Annotated in this window: 18 protein-coding genes and 2 pseudogenes; 12 read left to right on the top strand and 8 right to left on the bottom strand. The window is 56.6% G+C overall.

What is annotated here, in order from left to right; all coding sequences use genetic code 11:
- Nucleotides 1-406: 406 nt before the first annotated feature.
- Nucleotides 407-952, top strand: coding sequence for a DUF2867 domain-containing protein (locus AO353_RS28785; RefSeq protein ID WP_054598036.1), 546 nt, complete (start codon nucleotides 407-409; stop codon nucleotides 950-952).
- 375 nt (nucleotides 953-1,327) lie between these two features.
- On the opposite strand, the gene AO353_RS28780 is transcribed toward AO353_RS28785, so the two are convergent.
- Nucleotides 1,328-1,711 carry a tautomerase family protein gene (locus tag AO353_RS28780; RefSeq protein WP_054598035.1) on the bottom strand — a complete coding sequence of 128 codons (384 nt, stop codon included), beginning with the start codon at nucleotides 1,709-1,711 and terminating at the stop codon, nucleotides 1,328-1,330.
- Nucleotides 1,712-1,995: 284 nt separating this feature from the next.
- On the opposite strand from AO353_RS28780, the gene AO353_RS28775 reads away from it, so the two are divergent.
- On the top strand, nucleotides 1,996-2,481 hold the full coding sequence (locus AO353_RS28775; RefSeq protein WP_054598034.1) for a hypothetical protein: 486 nt from the start codon (nucleotides 1,996-1,998) through the stop codon (nucleotides 2,479-2,481).
- Between the two features lie 126 nt (nucleotides 2,482-2,607).
- Nucleotides 2,608-3,033, top strand: a complete 426-nt coding sequence (locus AO353_RS31170) for a hypothetical protein (protein ID WP_146016065.1) — start codon at nucleotides 2,608-2,610, stop codon at nucleotides 3,031-3,033.
- Between the two features lie 89 nt (nucleotides 3,034-3,122).
- Here AO353_RS31170 and AO353_RS28765 read toward each other — a convergent pair whose 3' ends face one another.
- Nucleotides 3,123-3,983 carry a CAP domain-containing protein gene (locus AO353_RS28765; protein ID WP_054598032.1) on the bottom strand — a complete coding sequence of 287 codons (861 nt, stop codon included), beginning with the start codon at nucleotides 3,981-3,983 and terminating at the stop codon, nucleotides 3,123-3,125.
- A 353-nt stretch (nucleotides 3,984-4,336) separates the two neighbouring features.
- On the opposite strand from AO353_RS28765, the gene AO353_RS28760 reads away from it, so the two are divergent.
- The gene (locus AO353_RS28760) at nucleotides 4,337-5,242 is read left to right on the top strand and encodes a hypothetical protein (RefSeq protein ID WP_054598031.1); all 906 of its coding nucleotides are present in this window, start codon (nucleotides 4,337-4,339) and stop codon (nucleotides 5,240-5,242) included.
- A gap of 172 nt (nucleotides 5,243-5,414) precedes the next feature.
- Here the strand turns inward: AO353_RS28760 and AO353_RS28755 are convergent, their stop codons facing one another.
- The 3 genes from AO353_RS28755 to AO353_RS28750 all read right to left on the bottom strand — a co-directional run bounded on the left by AO353_RS28755 (nucleotide 5,415) and on the right by AO353_RS28750 (nucleotide 7,586).
- Nucleotides 5,415-6,062, bottom strand: coding sequence for a VOC family protein (locus AO353_RS28755; protein WP_054598030.1), 648 nt, complete (start codon nucleotides 6,060-6,062; stop codon nucleotides 5,415-5,417).
- Nucleotides 6,063-6,171: 109 nt separating this feature from the next.
- Complete coding sequence (locus tag AO353_RS30315; RefSeq protein WP_203226144.1) at nucleotides 6,172-6,549, bottom strand: c-type cytochrome; 378 nt, start codon at nucleotides 6,547-6,549, stop codon at nucleotides 6,172-6,174.
- Nucleotides 6,550-6,713: 164 nt separating this feature from the next.
- Nucleotides 6,714-7,586 (bottom strand): LysR substrate-binding domain-containing protein, encoded by an 873-nt coding sequence (locus AO353_RS28750; protein ID WP_054598029.1) that lies wholly within the window; start codon nucleotides 7,584-7,586, stop codon nucleotides 6,714-6,716.
- A 134-nt stretch (nucleotides 7,587-7,720) separates the two neighbouring features.
- On the opposite strand from AO353_RS28750, the gene AO353_RS28745 reads away from it, so the two are divergent.
- The 4 genes from AO353_RS28745 to AO353_RS28730 are packed head-to-tail and all read left to right on the top strand — an operon-like array spanning nucleotide 7,721 to nucleotide 11,930.
- Nucleotides 7,721-8,773, top strand: a complete 1,053-nt coding sequence (locus AO353_RS28745) for an agmatine deiminase family protein (RefSeq protein ID WP_054598028.1) — start codon at nucleotides 7,721-7,723, stop codon at nucleotides 8,771-8,773.
- A 4-nt stretch (nucleotides 8,774-8,777) separates the two neighbouring features.
- A complete protein-coding gene (gene aguB / locus AO353_RS28740) occupies nucleotides 8,778-9,686 on the top strand; it encodes an N-carbamoylputrescine amidase (protein ID WP_054598027.1) in 909 nt (302 codons plus the stop codon).
- A 1-nt stretch (nucleotide 9,687) separates the two neighbouring features.
- A complete protein-coding gene (locus AO353_RS28735) occupies nucleotides 9,688-10,791 on the top strand; it encodes an extracellular solute-binding protein (protein ID WP_054598026.1) in 1,104 nt (367 codons plus the stop codon).
- Nucleotides 10,792-10,805: 14 nt separating this feature from the next.
- Nucleotides 10,806-11,930: an agmatine deiminase family protein gene (locus AO353_RS28730; RefSeq protein ID WP_054598025.1), complete on the top strand. Its 1,125-nt coding sequence runs from the start codon at nucleotides 10,806-10,808 to the stop codon at nucleotides 11,928-11,930.
- Nucleotides 11,931-12,682: 752 nt separating this feature from the next.
- On the opposite strand, the gene AO353_RS31830 is transcribed toward AO353_RS28730, so the two are convergent.
- Nucleotides 12,683-13,723: a hypothetical protein gene (locus AO353_RS31830; RefSeq protein WP_237142946.1), complete on the bottom strand. Its 1,041-nt coding sequence runs from the start codon at nucleotides 13,721-13,723 to the stop codon at nucleotides 12,683-12,685.
- A gap of 131 nt (nucleotides 13,724-13,854) precedes the next feature.
- Between AO353_RS31830 and AO353_RS28715 the strand changes: the two genes are divergently transcribed.
- Entirely contained in the window at nucleotides 13,855-14,415 is a 561-nt protein-coding gene (locus tag AO353_RS28715) for a hypothetical protein (protein ID WP_054598023.1), read from the top strand.
- A 393-nt stretch (nucleotides 14,416-14,808) separates the two neighbouring features.
- Here the strand turns inward: AO353_RS28715 and AO353_RS28710 are convergent, their stop codons facing one another.
- Nucleotides 14,809-15,708, bottom strand: a complete 900-nt coding sequence (locus AO353_RS28710) for a LysR family transcriptional regulator (RefSeq protein WP_054598022.1) — start codon at nucleotides 15,706-15,708, stop codon at nucleotides 14,809-14,811.
- A gap of 139 nt (nucleotides 15,709-15,847) precedes the next feature.
- Here AO353_RS28710 and AO353_RS28705 point away from each other — a divergent pair, with 139 nt between their 5' ends.
- The 3 genes and pseudogenes from AO353_RS28705 to AO353_RS30310 all read left to right on the top strand — a co-directional run.
- On the top strand, nucleotides 15,848-16,462 hold the full coding sequence (locus tag AO353_RS28705) for an FMN-dependent NADH-azoreductase (RefSeq protein ID WP_054598021.1): 615 nt from the start codon (nucleotides 15,848-15,850) through the stop codon (nucleotides 16,460-16,462).
- A 112-nt stretch (nucleotides 16,463-16,574) separates the two neighbouring features.
- Nucleotides 16,575-16,953 (top strand): annotated as a pseudogene (locus tag AO353_RS28700) (agmatine deiminase family protein); the annotation flags it as partial.
- Between the two features lie 17 nt (nucleotides 16,954-16,970).
- Nucleotides 16,971-17,127 (top strand): annotated as a pseudogene (locus AO353_RS30310) (transposase domain-containing protein); the annotation flags it as partial.
- Nucleotides 17,128-17,132: 5 nt separating this feature from the next.
- On the opposite strand, the gene AO353_RS28695 reads toward AO353_RS30310, so the two are convergent.
- Nucleotides 17,133-18,341, bottom strand: coding sequence for an MFS transporter (locus tag AO353_RS28695; protein ID WP_054598019.1), 1,209 nt, complete (start codon nucleotides 18,339-18,341; stop codon nucleotides 17,133-17,135).
- Between the last annotated feature and the right edge of the window lie 66 nt (nucleotides 18,342-18,407).

The raw sequence follows: 18,407 nt of genomic DNA, 5'->3' as shown, positions 1-18,407 counted from the left end.
GAATTCGCTGATGGGTTTCCAGTGACTGCTTCTGGCCGATTTCTGCCTGCCGCGAAGTACCGTAAACGGCCTGAAGCAGCCGGCGAGTACCAACAAGCGTCGGAGATCAGTGGGGCGTTCGGTTGCGTCTACTAAGCCAGGGGCTATTCAATGCTACGCTTCCTGTGATTCGTACTCGAACCTCATCCAGAGCCAAAAAATGACAGCACTGAGGTTCTTTTTCGTGAAGTACGGATATCGCCTCAAGTCGTCGCTCGATAGCGAGTCCTGGTCCGAAGGCACAAGGCCGATACGGGCGGATAGCCAAGAAAATGCCAACTACAGTGCTAGGCAAATGCTCCCGCAGGAGATGCCAGATCATGTGGTTGAAATTTTAGACCTCAGAAACGAACCATAGGCCGCATACATGTCAACCGAACACCATCACGCAACATCTGTGTCGCTTCCTCCGGAGTCGGCGATTGCTAAAGCCTACGCATCGATGAATCTCGCCGACGCTTACTCGATCGAGCTTCCCACCGGAGCGTCAACCAATCCCGAATTGTTGGCGAGGTTCATCTTCGCTCACCAAGCGCCTTGGGTCGGCAGCCTCTTGACGGTTCGAGACGCGCTCGTAGCCGGCTTCGGCCTCAAGACAGCTAAGCATCTCGCATCACTGGATGCGGAGAGCGGAGCGGGCCGACTCGGCATCTTTAAGGTCTACAGCACAAGTCCAACTGAAGTCGTTCTTGGAGAAGACGACAAGCACCTGGACTTCAGGCTCTCTGTTCTATGTTCCGGTCAGTCGTCGCCGGGAGCTAAACGTCACTTGACTCTGTCGACCGTTGTTCATTGCCACAATCGCTTAGGTCGTCTCTATATTTTTCTCATTGCCCCGTTTCATCGCTTAGTCGTTCAGTCCAATCTTCGTAGTGCGGCACGGATCGGCTGGCCGTCGGCGACGGAGGCGTAAGCCAAAGTCCAAATCATCATGCGCGGCCAACTGAGGTCTAACCCTTCCCTCAACCCGGACCGCAACCGAAGACTGCCGCTGCGCGGCATAGGTTGCGGCCTGTTAGCTCGGCGTTGAACGACAGCTTCCGGGAAGCATGACCGACGGCAAAGGGTCGTCCTCTGCCGGTGCTGTTTACTGAGCGTTGAAGTCCGATGCAAACGCTGGGTTAGTTAAATGCGAACGGGTGGTCAAGTCAGTGCAATTGATCATTAAGCGATGGCCTCAAGAAGGCGTGTTGCTGGACGCTTACAATATTCATGACTGCCTAACGTTTAGGTTAAGGGGCCGCGGTACGCGGTCCCAGAGAGCGAAGCGAACGGCTTGAACCTTTTGTTATACGTTAACCCTGTAACTCAAGGTTGCCTCATCGCCTGTGATCCCTCGGAATCCCCAGCAATGACTTGGCTGCTCAAATATTGTGATTTCAACGTCAACCGGATTTATAGCCAAGTCTCGCTCAAAGGCTGTAAATATTTGCTTTATGAGCTTCTTTTTAGTTTCTTCCGTTCGCCCAGAAATCATGCTTATTTCGATTACTGTGTATTTTTCAGATCTACCGCCGGGGTAATAAAAATTAGTTTTATCTAGCGGGACGAAACGGTGAGCACGCTTGTCTTCGGGTAACCCAAGAACAGTAGTCATGCAATTATGTAGCACATCGGACATCTGTGCTTTTTTGGCATTTAAATTGTAGTCAATTCCATAGACGGTGATCATTGCGATTCCTTGCAAGCGTATAACTGCTATTAGGTGACATGGATGAGGGCAAGCCCTGCTGCCCTCTAGATTCGAAAACAGCATCCGTGACACTACTCATTTGCCATCACCGTGTCTACCGTCCACTTTTGGCCGTTTTCTGCCCGTCGCGAGAGGCAGAAAACGACCCAATGCTGCCTGTCAGATCCCGTGGATGTTGGACAAATAGCCCAAGCGCCTACGGCATTTCCAGGATGGTGCTTGTAAGGGTAGCCTGAGCACCTTCACATCTGTGTAGTACCGATATGGACATCAATCTACTGACCGAAACCATGCTTGGCCACTGGCGTACTCCCTCGGGTTTCTGGCAATGCGAGTTCCAGTTCGGCAGCCGTTTGATTTACGTCGAACACTACGATGACGAGCCACCTCGCGCCAGGCTTGCCGCGGTGCAACGCGTGGTCAAGGCAGCGTGGGATGACGTGCCCCAGGCACTGAAGTTTGCCGAACAGCACTGTAAAGCACAGATGCCCGAACTGATGCGGCTATGCGAAACCCACATGCCGTGGGAGTCCCCGTTGTTCGTGTACTCGATCCACTTCGATCTCGACCAACCTTATCCTAGCTACGCCATTTCCAAGAACCCTGACTTCGATTGGGATCGCACCCTGATCGACGAAGATGAACTGTGCCAGGACCATAGCGTTTGCATGGAGCAGTATGAGCCAAGGCATGACTTCTGGATTTATGTCAGGCGTGTGGATTTTCAGCAATTTCAGCTTGGGGATTAGCTTGGCAACTACCTTCCCTCAGCAGGTGCAAAGCGTTGGCTGATAGGGGAGGGCGTTGTAGGGGCTCGCCTGCGACCCGTGACCGCATTCAAGGCAAAATCCGCTACGGCATAATGACGACTGTTATTGATTTCGGGGTTCGCCGATGTTGCTCGTCGTCTTCAAGATTCTGCTGACCATCCCCGTGGCCTGCGCGCCGTATTCATTTATTGCCGCGACCTTAAGCGTTCGCTGACATTGGTCAACCCTCCATCCAGGGTGGCATCGCCTCGAAGTGTATGGCTGATGTTTCTGCTGCCTTACAACTTCATTGAAGACTTTTTCATTGTCGTTCACGTGGCCCGATCGCTACGGCGTGAAGCCAGGCATAACAAAGCGCTGGGCTCGTTCAAAAGCTTTGGCCTGTTCTCAGGGTTGGGGTGGTGTACCGCGCAGATTGTTTCGTTGCTGCCCAACGAACTTGGTTCGCTGGGGGGAGCTTTGGCGTTGCCGCTGTGGATCGTCCACTGGCGGTTGGTGAGGCGGGTAAACAGGCTGATGGCGCTTGCTTGAGCGGTGTCGGATCTAAAAAATGAAAATGGGGCAGACTTGTTTATCTGTCATCAGCCTCGACGCAATCTGTCCCCTTTTCATTGATTTGCTCATTTCGCGCCAAATAGCATCGTCCAATAGATGCCGTTGTCGCTACGCGAGTTCGCGGAATAGGCCGCGCCAACCTGCGTAAACATCGGGTTCATCAGGATGGCGCAATGCCCGGGGCTGGCCAGCCAGCCTTCCATAGCCTTGTCCGGTGAACGCTGCCCGGCGGCGATGTTCTCTCCGATCTGCCGGCCACCGTAGCCGGCGGCCTTCGCTCGGTCCCACGGCATATCACCGTTGGGGTCCTGGTGCGCGAAGTAATTGTCGTTGGCCATCGCCCGGCTGTGCCCCTGCGCCGCTGTCCCCAGGGCGGCATTCCAGGTCAGCGGCGGTGCAGCGGCGAAGCGCTGACGACCACACAGGCGCGGTTTCGCCCGTGCCGCGTTGACTTCTGCCAGCAACGTCTTGCCCGCCGCTCGCGGGTCGTCCAGATGCCTATCGAGCAAGGGCCGCGCCAGCACCACCTGCCATTCACTCTCGTCGCGATACACGCCAATATCGGTGAACTGGGTATCGAGCAGGGCCCCACAGTAGCGGCTCTCGAGCATGTCAAAGGCCTCCTCGGCATCTTCAGCGTCGACCAGACGGATAGTCCGTACAGACACCGCCTGATAGCCGGAATCCTTCAACGTCTCCCGCGTAACGCCGCCATAGCCGATCGGCAAGGCCAGGTTCGACTTCAGCGCCAGCGGCGTCAAGGCTCGGACCGTGCGCCCCGCGCAGCGCTGCGGTTGGGCGCGGTAGTCGTTGATGTCCTCCACCAGTTGCCTTTCCTCGCCGGCATGGGCGGGACTGGCGAACAGGGGGAGCAAAGGAATAAGGCAGAGCGAGAAAATGCAGGAGGAGCGAACGGTCTGGCGCATGAGGCGGGCAGCTCTGATGGGATGACGACGGTAATGGCGATAGTGGGCAGAGGAATGACCGCAGAGCGTTTTGCTGTATTGGCTTGCAGATGGATTCCAAGGCTGGGCTAAGACTGTGGGCCTCAACACAAGTTTCACGAGCAAAGGGGGGAATTTATTGTTGGAGTCGTGCGTTGGCTCCTGGCCGTTAACTGCCCGCTGAGAACTGCCATAAGCGCCCCATTCATGGCTTGAAGGTCGCCTGTTGCTTGCGTCCTCAGGGCCTGATCCGCGCTTTTTCGCCTCACCTGCCACTTTCGCCACAATCAGCGTGGATCTAAAGTCAGGGGCGCACCTTCAGGGGACTTACAGTCATGTACAGCTCGCTTGCCATACCGAGCACCGCTCGCCAATTGCATGACCGGATTTATGCTGGCGAGATCATTCGCTTCACTGATCTGCAGCCCATGACGACGCTGGTGGAATATACGCGTGCGCTCCTCGAAGACGCGCTGCATCCCTGGTCGCCGCAACTGATCCATCGCCATTTGAGCCACCCTGAGCAGATTGAGCGCTTTGCGAAAATTCAGAACGACTTCGCAGGCTCGGCTGAGGTCCAGCAGCGCTGGCAGGACGTCGTGCAAAGCCTTGGCATCGCCCCCGATACCCTGGCGTGCGATCGCCTGCATTTGCGTTTTCAGCCGCATTGCGAGCCAGAACAGTCGACGCCGCGTGCCCGCACGACGGCCACCATCGCGTTTCACCGCGATACCTGGGGGTCGAATATCTATGCACAAACCAATTGGTGGGCGCCCATCTATCCCATCGCGGCAGGGCGTACCGTCGCCTTGTATCCAGGTCTCTGGCAGCGACCGCTGGGTAATTCGAGCGCAGATTTCGATATGCGCGCCATTTTGCAGCGATCCCATCGAGACGGCCGCAATGCCGTGGATGCCGACGAAGCCATTCCGCATCTGCTGGAAGCGATCGACCCGCAGGAGGGGATTGCCGTCGATATCGCTCCGGGGAGCCTGATCGTCTTTTCCGGGGCTCATGCCCATGCCGGCGTTGGCAATAGCACCGGGCTGACACGCATCTCTTTCGAGACCCGATCAATACTGATCGCCGACCTGTTGGCGGGATTGGGAGCGCCCAATGTCGATGGTCACGCGCCGTGGAAGACGATTGGACTGTTTCGCCGAATGAACGATGCGCAACGCCTGAACGAGATCCTTGGCTGCGGCTTTATCGAGCCCTATCTGCGACCAGCAGAGCCCTAACGCTGGCGCCGGTGTTACTTCGAAAAAGTGATACCCATTTTTCCTTTAAATGTCCCGTCCTGAATAAGGTTTACACCTGTTTCAGGACTAGACAAAAACTGATCCTGGCTTGGTCACTTTGTGGGCGATGCGTTTCAACGCAGGGGCTGGCGAAGCTTGCGATCTTATGGTCCTAACCATGAACAATCGGCAATGTTTTCAAACCAGTGGGGGTTTGAATGTGCGCCACCAAATAGGGCTTTGAATGTGCTCCCAACCCATGAAGACGAACCGGTCCGGAAAAGTTGATTGCGCTGAGCAACGCCTGGACTTTCTCAGGATCAGGATCAAACACATCCAGCGCCACCAGCGAACACCCCTGATCCAGCATCGCGCTGGCGGGATGTTGCGCTTGTTCCCATTGAATCAATGTCGGCGCTGATCCATTCAGCGGCAGGTGGCCATCGGCAGGAATAGTGATCTGCCAGGACAACGTACCTCGGGTCATGGGTTCGGGTTCCCCGATAATGGCGCGGCAGGCTTCGTCCATTGCGTGGATGTCGTCGGTGCGTGCGACCCAGGTCGCCAGGCATTGCGGCGTATCAGCGGCCAATTGGTCCATGCCGAACCAGCGTGGCCGGTCGGGGCGATTGGCGGACGGGTCCACGGCAATCACTTCCAGATAAGTCTCCGGGCCAAGGCGCAGCAACCGATTATGAGTGCCCATGCGCGGATGCACCCCGCCCGGTTGAAGCTCCACGCCGAGTGCGTTGGTGACGAAGGCACAGCCGGTGTCGAGGTCGGGGGCGACGATGGCGAGGTGGTCAAGGGTGGTTTTCATGCGCCGTGAACCTCCGGATATCTTTTATTAACGAGGTGGAAATAGTAACAACAGATACACCATGACGTTACGTTGACCGGTAGAGCGCGCTGCCCCCTTTTTCTCAAAATCATCGATTTTTTGAAATCACGCCACTCATGTATTGATTCAAATCGCGCAGATCCTTAATGCTCCAAGCGTGTGGCGGAATCTTTACACCGTTCTCTTGCAACGTTTTTGGAATCAAGTCTCCATTGGGGCGAAGTATTATCGATGACACAATAACGCCCGGATAATCATTTAGTCTTTTTTTGAAAGCGGATGTTGTAAGGTCAGGTGTAGGAGGATTGCTTTTATTAGCCAATGGTCCTGTTGCTTTGATATCTACTCCGTGACACATGACGCATCTCTGTAAATAGAGATTTTTCCCATTAGCATTATCCGCGAAGGATAGTGATGTTTGAATTAGCGATAAAGTTACTAGCGAAGCGACGAATAATGGTTTCATTAACATGTGGGTTTTGTCTCGTCCGTGAATGCTAGAGAGCGTCTCTGCTGAGCTAGCGTTAGTTTATCCGAAGCTGCTTTGCCATAGGCAAGTGGTTCTGGGCACGGTAGCTCCTGGCCGATTCTTGTCTGTCCCAATTGACCGAAACCCACACCCCAAAACCTCTACATCCCCTGTCTCCCCACTGCCAGCTCGCTCAGCAACCACCCACTAAAACTCCGCGCCATCGGATTATTCTCACTATCACGATGAGTCAACAACGCCCAGTTGGGGCCGCGAATCGTCTCCTCAACCAAGGGCTGCAACAGCCCATTGGCGCGCGCTGGCTGACTCAGTAACTGGCTGACCAGGGCGATGCCGAGCCCCGCACACGCGGCGTCCAGCAGCAGGCCGGGGTCGGAGAAGTTCAGGCCCTGATCCTTCTGGCCTACATCGATGCCAGCTTCCACGGCCCAGTGGCTCCAGTCCATTTCCCGCTCGCCATGCAGGGTGGTGCGCTGGGCGCTGGGCACCGCCAACAGGCTGGGGTGGCACGCCGGGTAAAGGCGGTCGGCGTGCAGCACCTTGAAGCTGCATTCGGCCTGGGAGCTGATGTCGTCTCGCACGGCGAGGTCGATCGTCTGGGTCGTCATGTCCGGGACTTCGTCGGTACTGAAGATCCACAGATCAACTTCCGGGTGCTGGAGGCGGAAGTCTTCCAGGCGGGGCAGTAGCCAGTGACGGGCGAACGCCGGGGTGGTGTTGAGGACCAGTTGGTTGGGTTTTTGGTACTGCCCAAGGCGACGAATGCCGACGGCCAGTTGCTGCAGCAGTGCCTGGGTGGTGCTGAGCAGGTCGTGACCGGCATCGGTCAGGCTGACGCTGCGGCCACTGCGAAAGAACAAGGGCTGTTCCAGGTATGCCTCGAGGCTGCGAATCTGCTGGCTGATCGCCGATTGGGTGAGGTGCAGTTCTTCGGCGGCCTTGTGGAAACTGCCCAGTCGGGCGGCGGCTTCAAAGCCGCGAAGGGTGCCGAGCGGCGGCCAGTGTTTGAGCATGCTGATAAGTTCCTCTAATCATTTATCTACAAAATCCATCGTTTGTTTGCCCGTTTTTGCAGCCGTAGCATGCATGCCAAGACCGCATAGGCAGTTTTCATTGAACACAATGACTTAACTTAAAGGTGCTTGTCATGCAGGAGAATGAAATTCAAAACAATGGTTGGTGGATGCCGGCGGAGTGGGTCAGGCACGCCGCAACCTGGATGGTTTGGCCGCACAACCAGGCGCTCTGGGAGTCGGGTTGGGGTGTCACGTTGGCGCGGGTGCAAGAGGATTTCGCTCGTGTAGCCAACGCCATTGGCCGTTTTGAACCGGTGAAGATGGTCGTTGATCCGTCTGCTGTCGCGAGTGCCAAAGCGTTGTGCGGGCCAAACATCGAACTGATCGAGCTGGCGGTGAACGACAGCTGGTGCCGGGACTCCGGCCCGAGCTTCGTCTGCCACCCGCAACAGGGGCTGGCCGGTGTGAGCTGGCGCTTCAACGCGTGGGGCGGAAAGTCGGCCCATGACCTGGACGAAAGCCTGGCTCGCCGCGCACTCAATCACTTGGGCGTGGCGTGCTTCGGGACCCCGTTGAGTAACGAAGGCGGCGCGATTCATGTGGACGGCGAGGGCACGCTGATCACCACTGAGTCGGTATTGCTCAATCCCAATCGCAACCCGGGCATGAGCAAGGCGGAGATGGAGGAGATCTTCACGCGTCTGCTCGGCGTGAAGAAGACTGTCTGGCTGCCGGGCGATCCCGACTACGTGACCGGTGACATGACCGACGGCCATGTCGATGGCGTGTGCGCTTTCGCCCGCCCTGGCGTGCTGCTGGTGGACGCTACTCACGACAAGAGTTCGATCTATGCCGAGGTGGTACGAGAAAACCGTCGCGCGTTGGCGCTGGCAACCGATGCCCACGGTCGACCGTTTGAGCTGATCGACCTGTATGAAGCCACCGATGCCGTGGACACCGAGGCTGAAGTGTTTTGTGCCTCCTACACCAACTTCTACATCGCCAATAACGCCATCATCATGCCGGCCTATGGCATCGATGCCGACAACGTGGCTGCTGAAGTGTTGGCTCAGGCGTTCCCCGGGCGCGAGGTGGTGCCGGTGCGGATCAATCATCTGGCGCATGGCGGTGGCGGGGTGCATTGCATCACCCAGCAACAGCCAGCCTGGCCACTGAAGGATTAATGCCATGACCATTTTGACTATTGCTACAACTCAAATGCCCTGCACCTGGGATCTGAAACACAACCTCGATCAGGCTGAGCAGTTGGTACGTGAAGCGGCGGCGAAGGGCGCCCAGGTCATCCTGTTGCAGGAGCTGTTTGCCTCGCCATATTTCTGCATCGAGCAACATCACAAACACCTGGCGCTGGCTGAGGAATATCAGCACAGCGCCGTGCTCAAACGCTTTGCCGCGCTGGCCAGGGAGTTGGGGGTGGTGCTGCCGCTGAGCTGGTTCGAGAAGGCCGGCAATGCCTACTTCAATTCGTTGAGCGTGGCCGATGCCGATGGGCAATTGCTGGGTGTGTATCGCAAGACGCACATACCCAACGCCATCGGTTATCAGGAGAAGGAATACTTCAGCCCCGGCGATACCGGCTTTCGTGTCTGGGACACTGCGTTCGGGCGTATCGGTGTGGGCATTTGTTGGGATCAGTGGTTCCCCGAGACCGCCCGCTGCCTGGCGTTGATGGGCGCCGAAGTCTTGCTGTTTCCCACCGCCATCGGCTCTGAGCCCGGCTGCGTCGCGCTGGATTCACGTGACCACTGGCAGATGACCATGCGCGGCCATGCCGCCGCCAACCTCCTGCCGGTGGTGGCCGCCAACCGCATCGGCCGAGAGGTGGCAACCACCGATCCAACGCTGCAGGTGAACTTCTACGGCTCGTCCTTTATTTGCAACCACAAGGGCAAGCTCCTCGCCGAAGCCGACCGCGACAGCACTGGCGTGCTGGTACACAGCCTGGACTTGTCGGCCATGCGCGAAGAGCGCCTGACCTGGGGCATCTACCGCGACCGCCGTCCCGACATGTACGGGGCGCTGTTAAGCCTGGATGGTCGTCACATCAATGCTCGCTGGAACACTCAAGGGGTCTGACATGAACGTGACCAAAAAGCTTTTGCTCTGCTCCTTGGGATTGGCGCTGAGCGGTGCCTTGTCGTCAGTGCAGGCGGAGGAGAAGACCCTGAGGTTGTACAACTGGGCCGATTACTTCGCTGAGGACACCCTGTCCAAATTCACCGCCGAAACCGGGATCAAGGTGATCTATGACGTCATGGATGGCAGTGAGACGCTGGAAGCCAAGCTGATGGCCGGCGGCAGTGGTTATGACCTGATCTTTCCGGGCGACACTGTTGGCGAGCGTCTGATGCACGCCGGCAGTTTGCAGCCACTGGACAAGTCAAAGCTCACCGCCCTGGATGACATCGAGCCGGGGCTGCAGAAACTGCGTACGCATTATCTCTACTCGAGCAAGGCCACCGTCCCCTATACGTGGGGCACCATCGGTCTGACCTACAACGCCGAGCAGATCAAAAAGCGCATGCCGGATGCGCCGGTGAATAGCCTGGACATGTTGTTCAAACCGGAGCTGGCCGCCAGGTTTGCGGACTGCGGTATCTCGCTGATCGATTCGCCGGACGAAGTGTTGGCGGTTGCGCTCAATTACCTCGGCCGTGAACCGCGCAGCGCCAAGCCGGAGGACTTGGCAGCGGCCAGTGAGTTGTTGCTGAAACTGCGGCCGTACATCCGCAAGTTCCAGTCGCAACCGGTGACCGATCTGGTGAACGGCAACTTGTGCCTGTCGCTCGGTTACAGCGGCGATATGACCCAGGCGCAACGGGCGGCAGATGCCGCCGGCAAGAAAGCCACGTTCCAGTATCACATCCCGCGCGAGGGCACCACGGTGTGGATGGACACCATGGCGATCCCCGTCGACGCCAGGCATCCAGAGTACGCCTACGCGTTCATCAACTTCGTCATGCGCCCGGAGAACATGGCCGCCATCAGCAACTTCACCGGTTACCCCACCTCCAACGCCAAGGCGCGTCCGAGCGTCGATGCAGTGATGCGTAACAACCCGGATATCTACCTCGATGACGCCACTTACCAACGACTGATTCCGGGCAAGGACATTCCCCAGGTGGACATGCGTGCGCGCATGCGGGCGTGGACCAAATTCAAGACAGCTTCCGCGAAATGAACGGAGAGGTACGCATGTCAACACGTCGTGAGTTCATCAAGCAGGTATCGGTGGTTGCCAGTCTGGGCGCAGCCGCGTCCATGGGACTCGGCCTGAATGCTCCACGGATACAAGCAGCCATCAAGGGCGGTTGGCATATGCCGGATGAGGGCGACAAACATCGGCGAGCCTTTATCGCCTTTGGTGCACAGGAGGCCATCCATGAGGACTTCACGCCTGACGTGCAAGATACCTTGGGCCGGATCGCCCGCACCATCGCCAACCATGAGCCGGTCACCGTGTTCTGCCGCGAGAGCGAGCGGGATCTGGCTGAAGAAAAGTGTGGTACGGGCAACATCACCTTTGTTGTCACGGAGCTGGACGATATCTGGATGCGCGATATCGGAGCCAATTTCGTCATCGATGGCGAAGGCGGGCTCGGTGCCGTGGATTTCAACTTCAACGGCTGGGGCAACAAACAGCAGAATGCCAATGATGCGCAGATTGCCGCTTCGGTCGCCCGGACTGCTGGCGCCAGTTACATCCGCAGCCGGCTGGTGGGCGAGGGCGGCGCTATCGAAGTGGATGGCCACGGCACGGGGATCATGACCGAAAGTAGCTGGATCAATACCAACCGCAATCCCGGCTGGAGCAAGGTCGACGTAGAGGAAGAACTGAAGAAGAGACTTGGCTTGCGCAAAATCATCTGGCTGCCGGGCATCAAAGGCCAGGACATCACCGACGCCCATGTCGACTTCTACGCCCGCTTCGTCAAGCCGGGAGTGGTGATCGCCAACCTCGACAACGACCCCGAGTCCTATGACCACGCAGTGACGCTCGCCCATCTGGACATTCTCAGGAAGGCCACTGATGCCGATGGCCGCGCGCTGCACGTGCACACCGTGTCGCCTCCGCTCAATCCACGAAAAAGTCGGTTCAGCAAAAACAATCCAGACTTCGCGCCAGGCTATATCAACTACTTCGTGATCAATGGAGCGGTCATTGCCCCCGAGTTCGGCGACAAGGCGGCAGATACCCAAGCCTTTGACCTGTTGTCCGAGCTCTACCCGGACCGAGAGGTGGTGCAGCTCAATATCGACGCCATCGCCGCCGGTGGTGGTGGGATCCACTGTGTGACCAGTCACCAGCCTTGGGTTTAGGTTGGGTCAACCGTTGCCCTCGACAAATGCTAGCTCTAGAAGCGGATAAGGCGCCCTAGGCGCCTGATTCGTTATTTGAGGTCTATCCGCACACCACTTCCCTAATCAAGAGTGTTGGCGGGTAAGCAAGACAGCTTTTTGTGTCGTGTATCCGTATCGATCGAGTGGCGGTTTTTGATTGATTTTTGCCGGTGGTGACTGAGTGGAATAGACCTGAAACGGACGGTACGCAGGAAGTGCAAAGTGAATGGCTGCGCACTTTTTACTGAGGCTTCAGTTCCGACCACAAAGGGCTGCGTCCGATACTCATCATTAGCGTTCCATAGTCTTCGAACTTACCGATGTTGACTTCCTCTTGGCGTTTCCATGTTGCTTCACACTCCTCGCAGACCCACAGCAAAATATGCGTAGAGCGGATACGCATCGCTAGGACTGAGCCTTGACCGCACCTTTGGCACTGAATCGGCATTCTAATAGTCTCTAGTTGTTTTCTGACGCAATACGGGTGTGTGTCCGCTATTAGCCGAGGCTGTGTAAAAACGTTTTTGTGCGAGACAGGTACTCAATATCGGACTGGAAATCGCGCTTCTACGCGAAATCCACATCTGCTGACGTGCCGATAAATTTCAGATTTAACGTAGACGCGCACACTTCAATTTTGGCGAAGCGTTTTTACACACTCTGGGCCGATAGCTGTCGCTCGGCGATAAGCAGTGTACCTGTTACGGCCGGCACCCTCAGGCCGACCCCTATTAATTTTGCCAGCAGGCCGCGAAACGCTTGCACACCTCAAAGCGCTGATCCAGATCGGCCATGCGTGCCTGATGCGCGCTCAGTGTTTCCTTCAGCAGTTCTCGCTGGGTTCGGTAGTAGTATTCCAGCATTGCATTATTGGTGGACATCGCCTTGCTACGGTCGGCCGTTTCGCTGTCGGGCAGCAGTTCATGGATCTCGGGGGTGTCGAGCAGGCTCAGACGGTTGGTGTAGTAGTCCTTGTACAACAGCAATGAACGCGCTTTGGTGCCTGTCATCTCGTTGGCGAACTGCTCCAGGTTCTGGTGATATTCAGTCCAATAGGCATCCGGCAGGCTGAAGCCGAGGCGCTGTTTGCGTTCCTCCATCGACTTGTCGAGCAACGCTTCCCGCACCGACGAGGAATCGTCGGCTTCGGGCTTCATTTTCGCGATGACACTGGCGTCGACGATCTGCGCGATCAGTGCTGTACGCTCCGCTGACTGTGGCGGTGCTTCGGCGGGCTTGGGGAAAATCGGGTTGCGGCCGACGCAGGCGGGCAGGCCTTTGTTGGTCAGCGCGATCGGCGAGCGCATAACCTTGCCATCAATCTGGCGCAGACGGCTAAGGGTAATTTGGCAACTGCGACCTACGTAGCGGAAGTTCGCTTCGTACTCGCCACCGCTCTGCGGGGTAAAGTTGAACGCCACGGTGCACACGCTACCGGTGCTTAAGGTATTGGCTCGCGCGAACAGTTCATGGCCCGGTTGCAGCCGCACTTCCAGATAGGCCTTGGCATTCTCGGGTACAGCGGCGCTCATCGCCGCCCGTCGCCGGGTATTGGCGGAGAACAGGTTATTGAGCAGCCCCGTCGTCTGGCCGTCGCAGTGTTCGGCATCGAACAAGTCGAGCGTCGAGTTTTCATTGCTGCTGATAAAGCGCAGCTTCGCCGCATCGGGTCCACTGGCGTCCGGATAGGAACCGTTGAAACTGCACCCGCCAAGTAACAGTGCGGCAATGCTTACAGCGCCACGCAGGCGCCATCGGGAAAAACTGAACATGTTGATGTATCGTCCTTGATGTACAAGTAGGCGAAAGGCCATCATGCTAATAAAGGTAGTCGCCGCCGTCCAGCGCGCTGTCGGCCTTGAATTTATTTTGGATTTTGTTCGTCTCCCACCGAGGTAACGGAATGCTTTACTCGCACCACATCTTTGCAATTGGCCTGATCGGGTTGCTGGCCGGTTGCTCGTCAATGCCCGCTGAAATGGCGTTGAATTCCCCCGTTTACAACGCGCAAAACGCTGGTCTGGTGGTCGGCACGCTGCTGGAAGGCGGCCCCTACGGAACTTACCTTGAATTTCGTGACATCAAGAGTGACAAGACTTACGGCTGGGGACCCAAGGATGATTATTCGGCATGGCTGCCCGCCGGTGACTATGAGGTGAGCCGCCTGGGTCACCGCCGCGGGGTAATGGGGGCTTACTCCAAACCGCTGCATTTCACCGTCACCCAAGGGCAGCTCAATTACCTTGGCGAGATGGTCTACGATTGCTCGGCCGTCGCGCAACCGGTTGCGGTATACGGCGTCATGAGTTGCGGGTTCCTCGCGCTTGGCGAATGCACCGTCCCTCGCCCCAGCGTGAACGTATGCGTGGTGGATCGCCAGGATCAAGCCATCAGGCATTTTTTGCAGCAACACCCCGAACAAGCCGCTTTACCCGTGCATAACGCGGTCATGTCGCGGCGCTAGATATCGCGCTTGAGGGCGTTTTCTACTTTGCTGTGGACGTTGCATGCGTCGATGACTCAGGGTGTCACTGACAGAAGAGCCTTTCAGTTATATGGGCTCGATCGGTCTCAAAAGATCTCGGCAAAAAAAGTCGCTATGGCTACTGCGCAGCACTGCGTCTTCCCGGAAGCGGGCGGCCGCACCTGTCTTTGAAATACAAAACGCCCGATGCGATGCACCGGGCGTTGGGGTGAAACAGGTGTAAACCTATTTCAGGACTAGACATGCTGTCGAGGCAGGTATGACAGAGAACTAAGTTTGTCCCCTTTGCACTGCACAACCGGTTCGATTAACCGCATCAGCTCTTTGGCCTACGGGATAACCAAACCGCTGACGTTAGTCGTCTTCGTATCATCACCTGCACAGACGATGGGTCAGATCATTCAGAAGCCATCGGCCTGCTTTCCCTAAAGAGCGATTTTGCATGTGCGCTGCGTAGATCGTCAGTGTGTCTGGTGTGCGCTGAAGTTCGGCGGCTAACTCAAGTGGTAGGAGGCGTCCTGAAGCCAGATGATCGGCAATCAGATGCTCTGGCATTCGGCACCAACCGAACCCGGCGAGCAAAAAATCCAACCGCCGTGCCAAATCTACAAACCGCCACTGGTGACTGCCCGTCACCCCATAACTAGGGCCATCGGGGGAAACCGGATCGGAAAGTACCAGTTGCACATAAGGCTTGAGGTCTGCACTTGTTGCCCGACGGCCTAACGTAGCCAGGGGATGCCCGCTGGCTACTACTGGTCTCAAGTTGACGCTGAGCAGCGGCAGTGCGGTGACATCGTCGGGCACTGTCGGAATCAATGTGCAAAGCGCCAGTGCCGCATCGCCGTTGCGCAATCGGCGCTCTGCGCCGCCTAAGCCTTCTGTAGAAAAACTCACTGCCAGATGCGGAAAAGTCTCACGGATAGCGCGCAGGCTTTCGATGAGCGGTGCGCTAGGGACCAAAGGGTCTATGGCGAGCGCCAACTCCGGCTCAACCCCGGCTGCCGTACTTGAGGCCATTGCTTCAAACTGGGCAGCGCTTGCCAGCACGGCGCGCGCTTGAACCACCAGCACTCTACCGACCTCAGTGAGCGTTGGACGATGGCCGCTCCGATCAAACAGCCTCACACCTTGAACTGACTCAAGTGTGGCAATCGACTGGCTAATGGCAGATTGAGCACGCCGCAGGTGACGTCCCGTTGCCGAGAAACTGCCTGTATCAGCAATGGTTACAAGGATTCGCAATTGATCCAGGCTGAGACTTCCGATCATGACCCATCACTTAAACAGATGGATTCAATCATATTTACATCACTCCTGCGTATAGATCGTATTGGGTAGAGTGTGTCGCACATCGCCTAGAGCGACAACGCAAAACATACCGCCGCGTCACCGCGCAGGAGTTACTTACATGTCCAGGCTTCTCACCATTGAAACCAGCCCACGTGGGGATGCTTCAATCTCCCGGCAGCTCACTCGCCGATTTGTGGCCGCGTGGGAAGCTGCACACCCTAGCGGCGCCATCAAAATACGGGATCTAACGGAGACTTCGCTGACGTTCGTGACGGCCCCTTGGTTGCAGGCTTACTTCACCCCGCAAACCCAACATTCGCCTGAAATGAAAGCCGTGTTGCAGCTATCCGATGAGCTTGTAGCCGAGTTGCTGGAAACCGATCACCTGGTTATTTCAACGCCGGTCTACAACTACAACGTCCCTGCGGCGCTCAAGGCGTGGGTGGATCACGTGGTACGTAAAGGCCTGACCTTGGGCTTTGATGGTAAAGGGCTGGTGACCGGTAAAAAGGCAACGGTGCTGCTCGCCTCGGGAGGTGTATACACCAACGACTCCCCGATTAGAGACCGTGACATTGCGACCCAATATTTGAAACTGATCCTGAACGTCCTGGGTATCACCGATGTCACCTTTATTACGGCCGGCGGCGCTAAAGCTGTAGATCTCGGAGACATCGGCATGCGCGATTTTCTGGATACATTTGATCATCAAATTCAAAAGTCGCTGGTTTAGGCAGCATCTTCCCTAGCCAATCGATTCTGCTCTATCGACTTCGCGTGGTTAAACGGGCATCGAGTTATGCGGCAGCGTGAAGAAAGGGGCGCCACAGATTTATCTTTCATTCTTTCTGCCGGGAATCAAAGGCAAGGACATCACCGACGCCCATGTCGACTTCTACGTCCGCTTCGTCAAGCTGGGAGTTCTTGATCTCTAACCTCGACAACGACCCTGAGTCCCATGACCACGCAGTGACACTTGTCCATCTGGAGATTCTCAGGAATGCCACCGATGCCGATAGCCGCCCGCTGCTTGTGCACACCGTGTCGCCTCCGCTCAATCCACGAAAGAGTCGGTTCAGCAAAAACAATCCAGACTTCGCGCCAGGCTATATCAACTACTTCGTGATCAATGGAGCGGTCATTGCCCCCGAGTTCGGTGACAAGGCAGCAGATACGAAAGCCTTTGACCTGTTGTCCGAGCTCTACCCGGACCGTGAAGTGGTAAACCGGTGTGCATCTCCAGCCTTTGGTCGATGCAACGAGAGGCGGCAATCATGAGCCTGATCCAGTCATGCGCGCGTGAACGGGCACGATCCATACGCCTATCTGAAAGACGTCCTCATGCGCTTTCCTACCCAGCGCGCCAGTCAGATTATCGGTCTGCTGCCACATAAGTGAGTTCGTTAAGCCTCGCTGTGTGTACGAGTTTGACTTTGCTTAGGGACGTGCCTCCAAAGCTGCATGAGCGCCAAAGAAGCAAGACTCGCGATAATGAGCGCAAGTGAGCTTATTCCAATGCTCAGCCCCCAAAAGTCGATCAAGTAACCTGTTACCACCGGGATCACTCCGGCGGGCACATACCCCCCCATGTTGAACACTGCGTTGGCTTCGGCTCTGCGCTGCGCAGGCACGCGATCAGCAATAAGGGTCAGTCCACCCAACTGGCCCAAGCCTTGACCGGCGCCTGCCAACAGAGCGGAAACGATCAGCCATGGAGCGGAACCGGTTTTCAGCGCGATCCACACGAAAATCATTGAGAAGACAGTACCGATCCCGCTAAGCGAAAACACAGTACGGCTGCTGTATCGCTTCGCCGCAAACTGCACGCTCACGGCGACGAGGAACATTGAAAAGGCCATACAACCTGTGACAAGGGGACTATTCACGCCTAGAAAAGTCGCTATCAGCTTGGGGCCGAGCGACAGGATGAATGATGTCGAAGTTATTCCAGGGCCGAAGAACGCTATCCCCAATAGCACGATGCCGAGGTTTTCCTTAGCGACGGTGGGCAAGCGCGGTTTAAACGTACCGACCCCAAGCTTCTGGTTCTTTTGATTGAGTAACGCTAGGAGCGCCACGCACAAAATCGCGATTTCCACTCGGAAGACTGTGTGGATCGGGTTCGGAAGATATTGCGCAACGACCCCTGCCAATAGCGGCCCGGTGCCCGCTCCAGCCACCATCGCGACAGATGCCATTAGCGAAGCAAAATGCTTGCGATGAGGCTGAGCATGCTCGACGACATTCGCCATACCCCCAGATACAACGAGGCCCACCGAAACGCCGGTGAGGAAGCGTGCGAGCATCAAGACGCCGATGCTGTGCGCTTGGTCGAACAGAATCGCTGCAATGATAGCCAGCCCCACACAGGGTAGAAGCAAGGCTTTGCGCCCGTAGTGGTCGGACAGCTGCCCAGCGATGGTGAGCGTTAGAAGAAGACCGATGATGTAGCAGGCAAAAATTACGGTTAGCACCCCCGACGCGAAACCGAGGGACTGCTGCCAAAAGCTGTAGAGTGGCGTAGCGGCATTTGAAAGTATAAAAATCGCGGTCACGATCCACGCTGTACGGTATACAGCCATTGAGCTTTTTATGGGATGGGAACTGCTCATTGGTGAAGGGCCTCTCAGTGGGCAGGAATTCAATTCGGAGCCCAGAGTAGAGAAATGTTTCGTGAT

Origin of the sequence: Pseudomonas fluorescens (genome assembly GCF_001307155.1) — a bacterium.
GTDB classification, from domain to species: domain Bacteria; phylum Pseudomonadota; class Gammaproteobacteria; order Pseudomonadales; family Pseudomonadaceae; genus Aquipseudomonas; species Aquipseudomonas helvetica.
This window is presented reverse-complemented; position numbering and strand designations above follow the sequence as displayed.

Coding starts and splice junctions, on each gene's coding strand:
- AO353_RS28785 (WP_054598036.1), top strand. CDS start 407: ATGTCAACCGAACACCATCACGCAACATCTGTGTCGCTTCCTCCGGAG.
- AO353_RS28735 (WP_054598026.1), top strand. CDS start 9,688: ATGAACGTGACCAAAAAGCTTTTGCTCTGCTCCTTGGGATTGGCGCTG.
- AO353_RS28775 (WP_054598034.1), top strand. CDS start 1,996: ATGGACATCAATCTACTGACCGAAACCATGCTTGGCCACTGGCGTACT.
- AO353_RS28695 (WP_054598019.1), bottom strand. CDS start 18,341: ATGAGCAGTTCCCATCCCATAAAAAGCTCAATGGCTGTATACCGTACA.
- AO353_RS28760 (WP_054598031.1), top strand. CDS start 4,337: ATGTACAGCTCGCTTGCCATACCGAGCACCGCTCGCCAATTGCATGAC.
- AO353_RS30315 (WP_203226144.1), bottom strand. CDS start 6,549: ATGAAACCATTATTCGTCGCTTCGCTAGTAACTTTATCGCTAATTCAA.
- AO353_RS28715 (WP_054598023.1), top strand. CDS start 13,855: ATGCTTTACTCGCACCACATCTTTGCAATTGGCCTGATCGGGTTGCTG.
- AO353_RS31830 (WP_237142946.1), bottom strand. CDS start 13,723: ATGTTCAGTTTTTCCCGATGGCGCCTGCGTGGCGCTGTAAGCATTGCC.
- AO353_RS28765 (WP_054598032.1), bottom strand. CDS start 3,983: ATGCGCCAGACCGTTCGCTCCTCCTGCATTTTCTCGCTCTGCCTTATT.
- AO353_RS28745 (WP_054598028.1), top strand. CDS start 7,721: ATGCAGGAGAATGAAATTCAAAACAATGGTTGGTGGATGCCGGCGGAG.
- aguB (WP_054598027.1), top strand. CDS start 8,778: ATGACCATTTTGACTATTGCTACAACTCAAATGCCCTGCACCTGGGAT.
- AO353_RS28755 (WP_054598030.1), bottom strand. CDS start 6,062: ATGAAAACCACCCTTGACCACCTCGCCATCGTCGCCCCCGACCTCGAC.
- AO353_RS28730 (WP_054598025.1), top strand. CDS start 10,806: ATGTCAACACGTCGTGAGTTCATCAAGCAGGTATCGGTGGTTGCCAGT.
- AO353_RS28750 (WP_054598029.1), bottom strand. CDS start 7,586: ATGCTCAAACACTGGCCGCCGCTCGGCACCCTTCGCGGCTTTGAAGCC.
- AO353_RS28705 (WP_054598021.1), top strand. CDS start 15,848: ATGTCCAGGCTTCTCACCATTGAAACCAGCCCACGTGGGGATGCTTCA.
- AO353_RS28710 (WP_054598022.1), bottom strand. CDS start 15,708: ATGATCGGAAGTCTCAGCCTGGATCAATTGCGAATCCTTGTAACCATT.
- AO353_RS28780 (WP_054598035.1), bottom strand. CDS start 1,711: ATGATCACCGTCTATGGAATTGACTACAATTTAAATGCCAAAAAAGCA.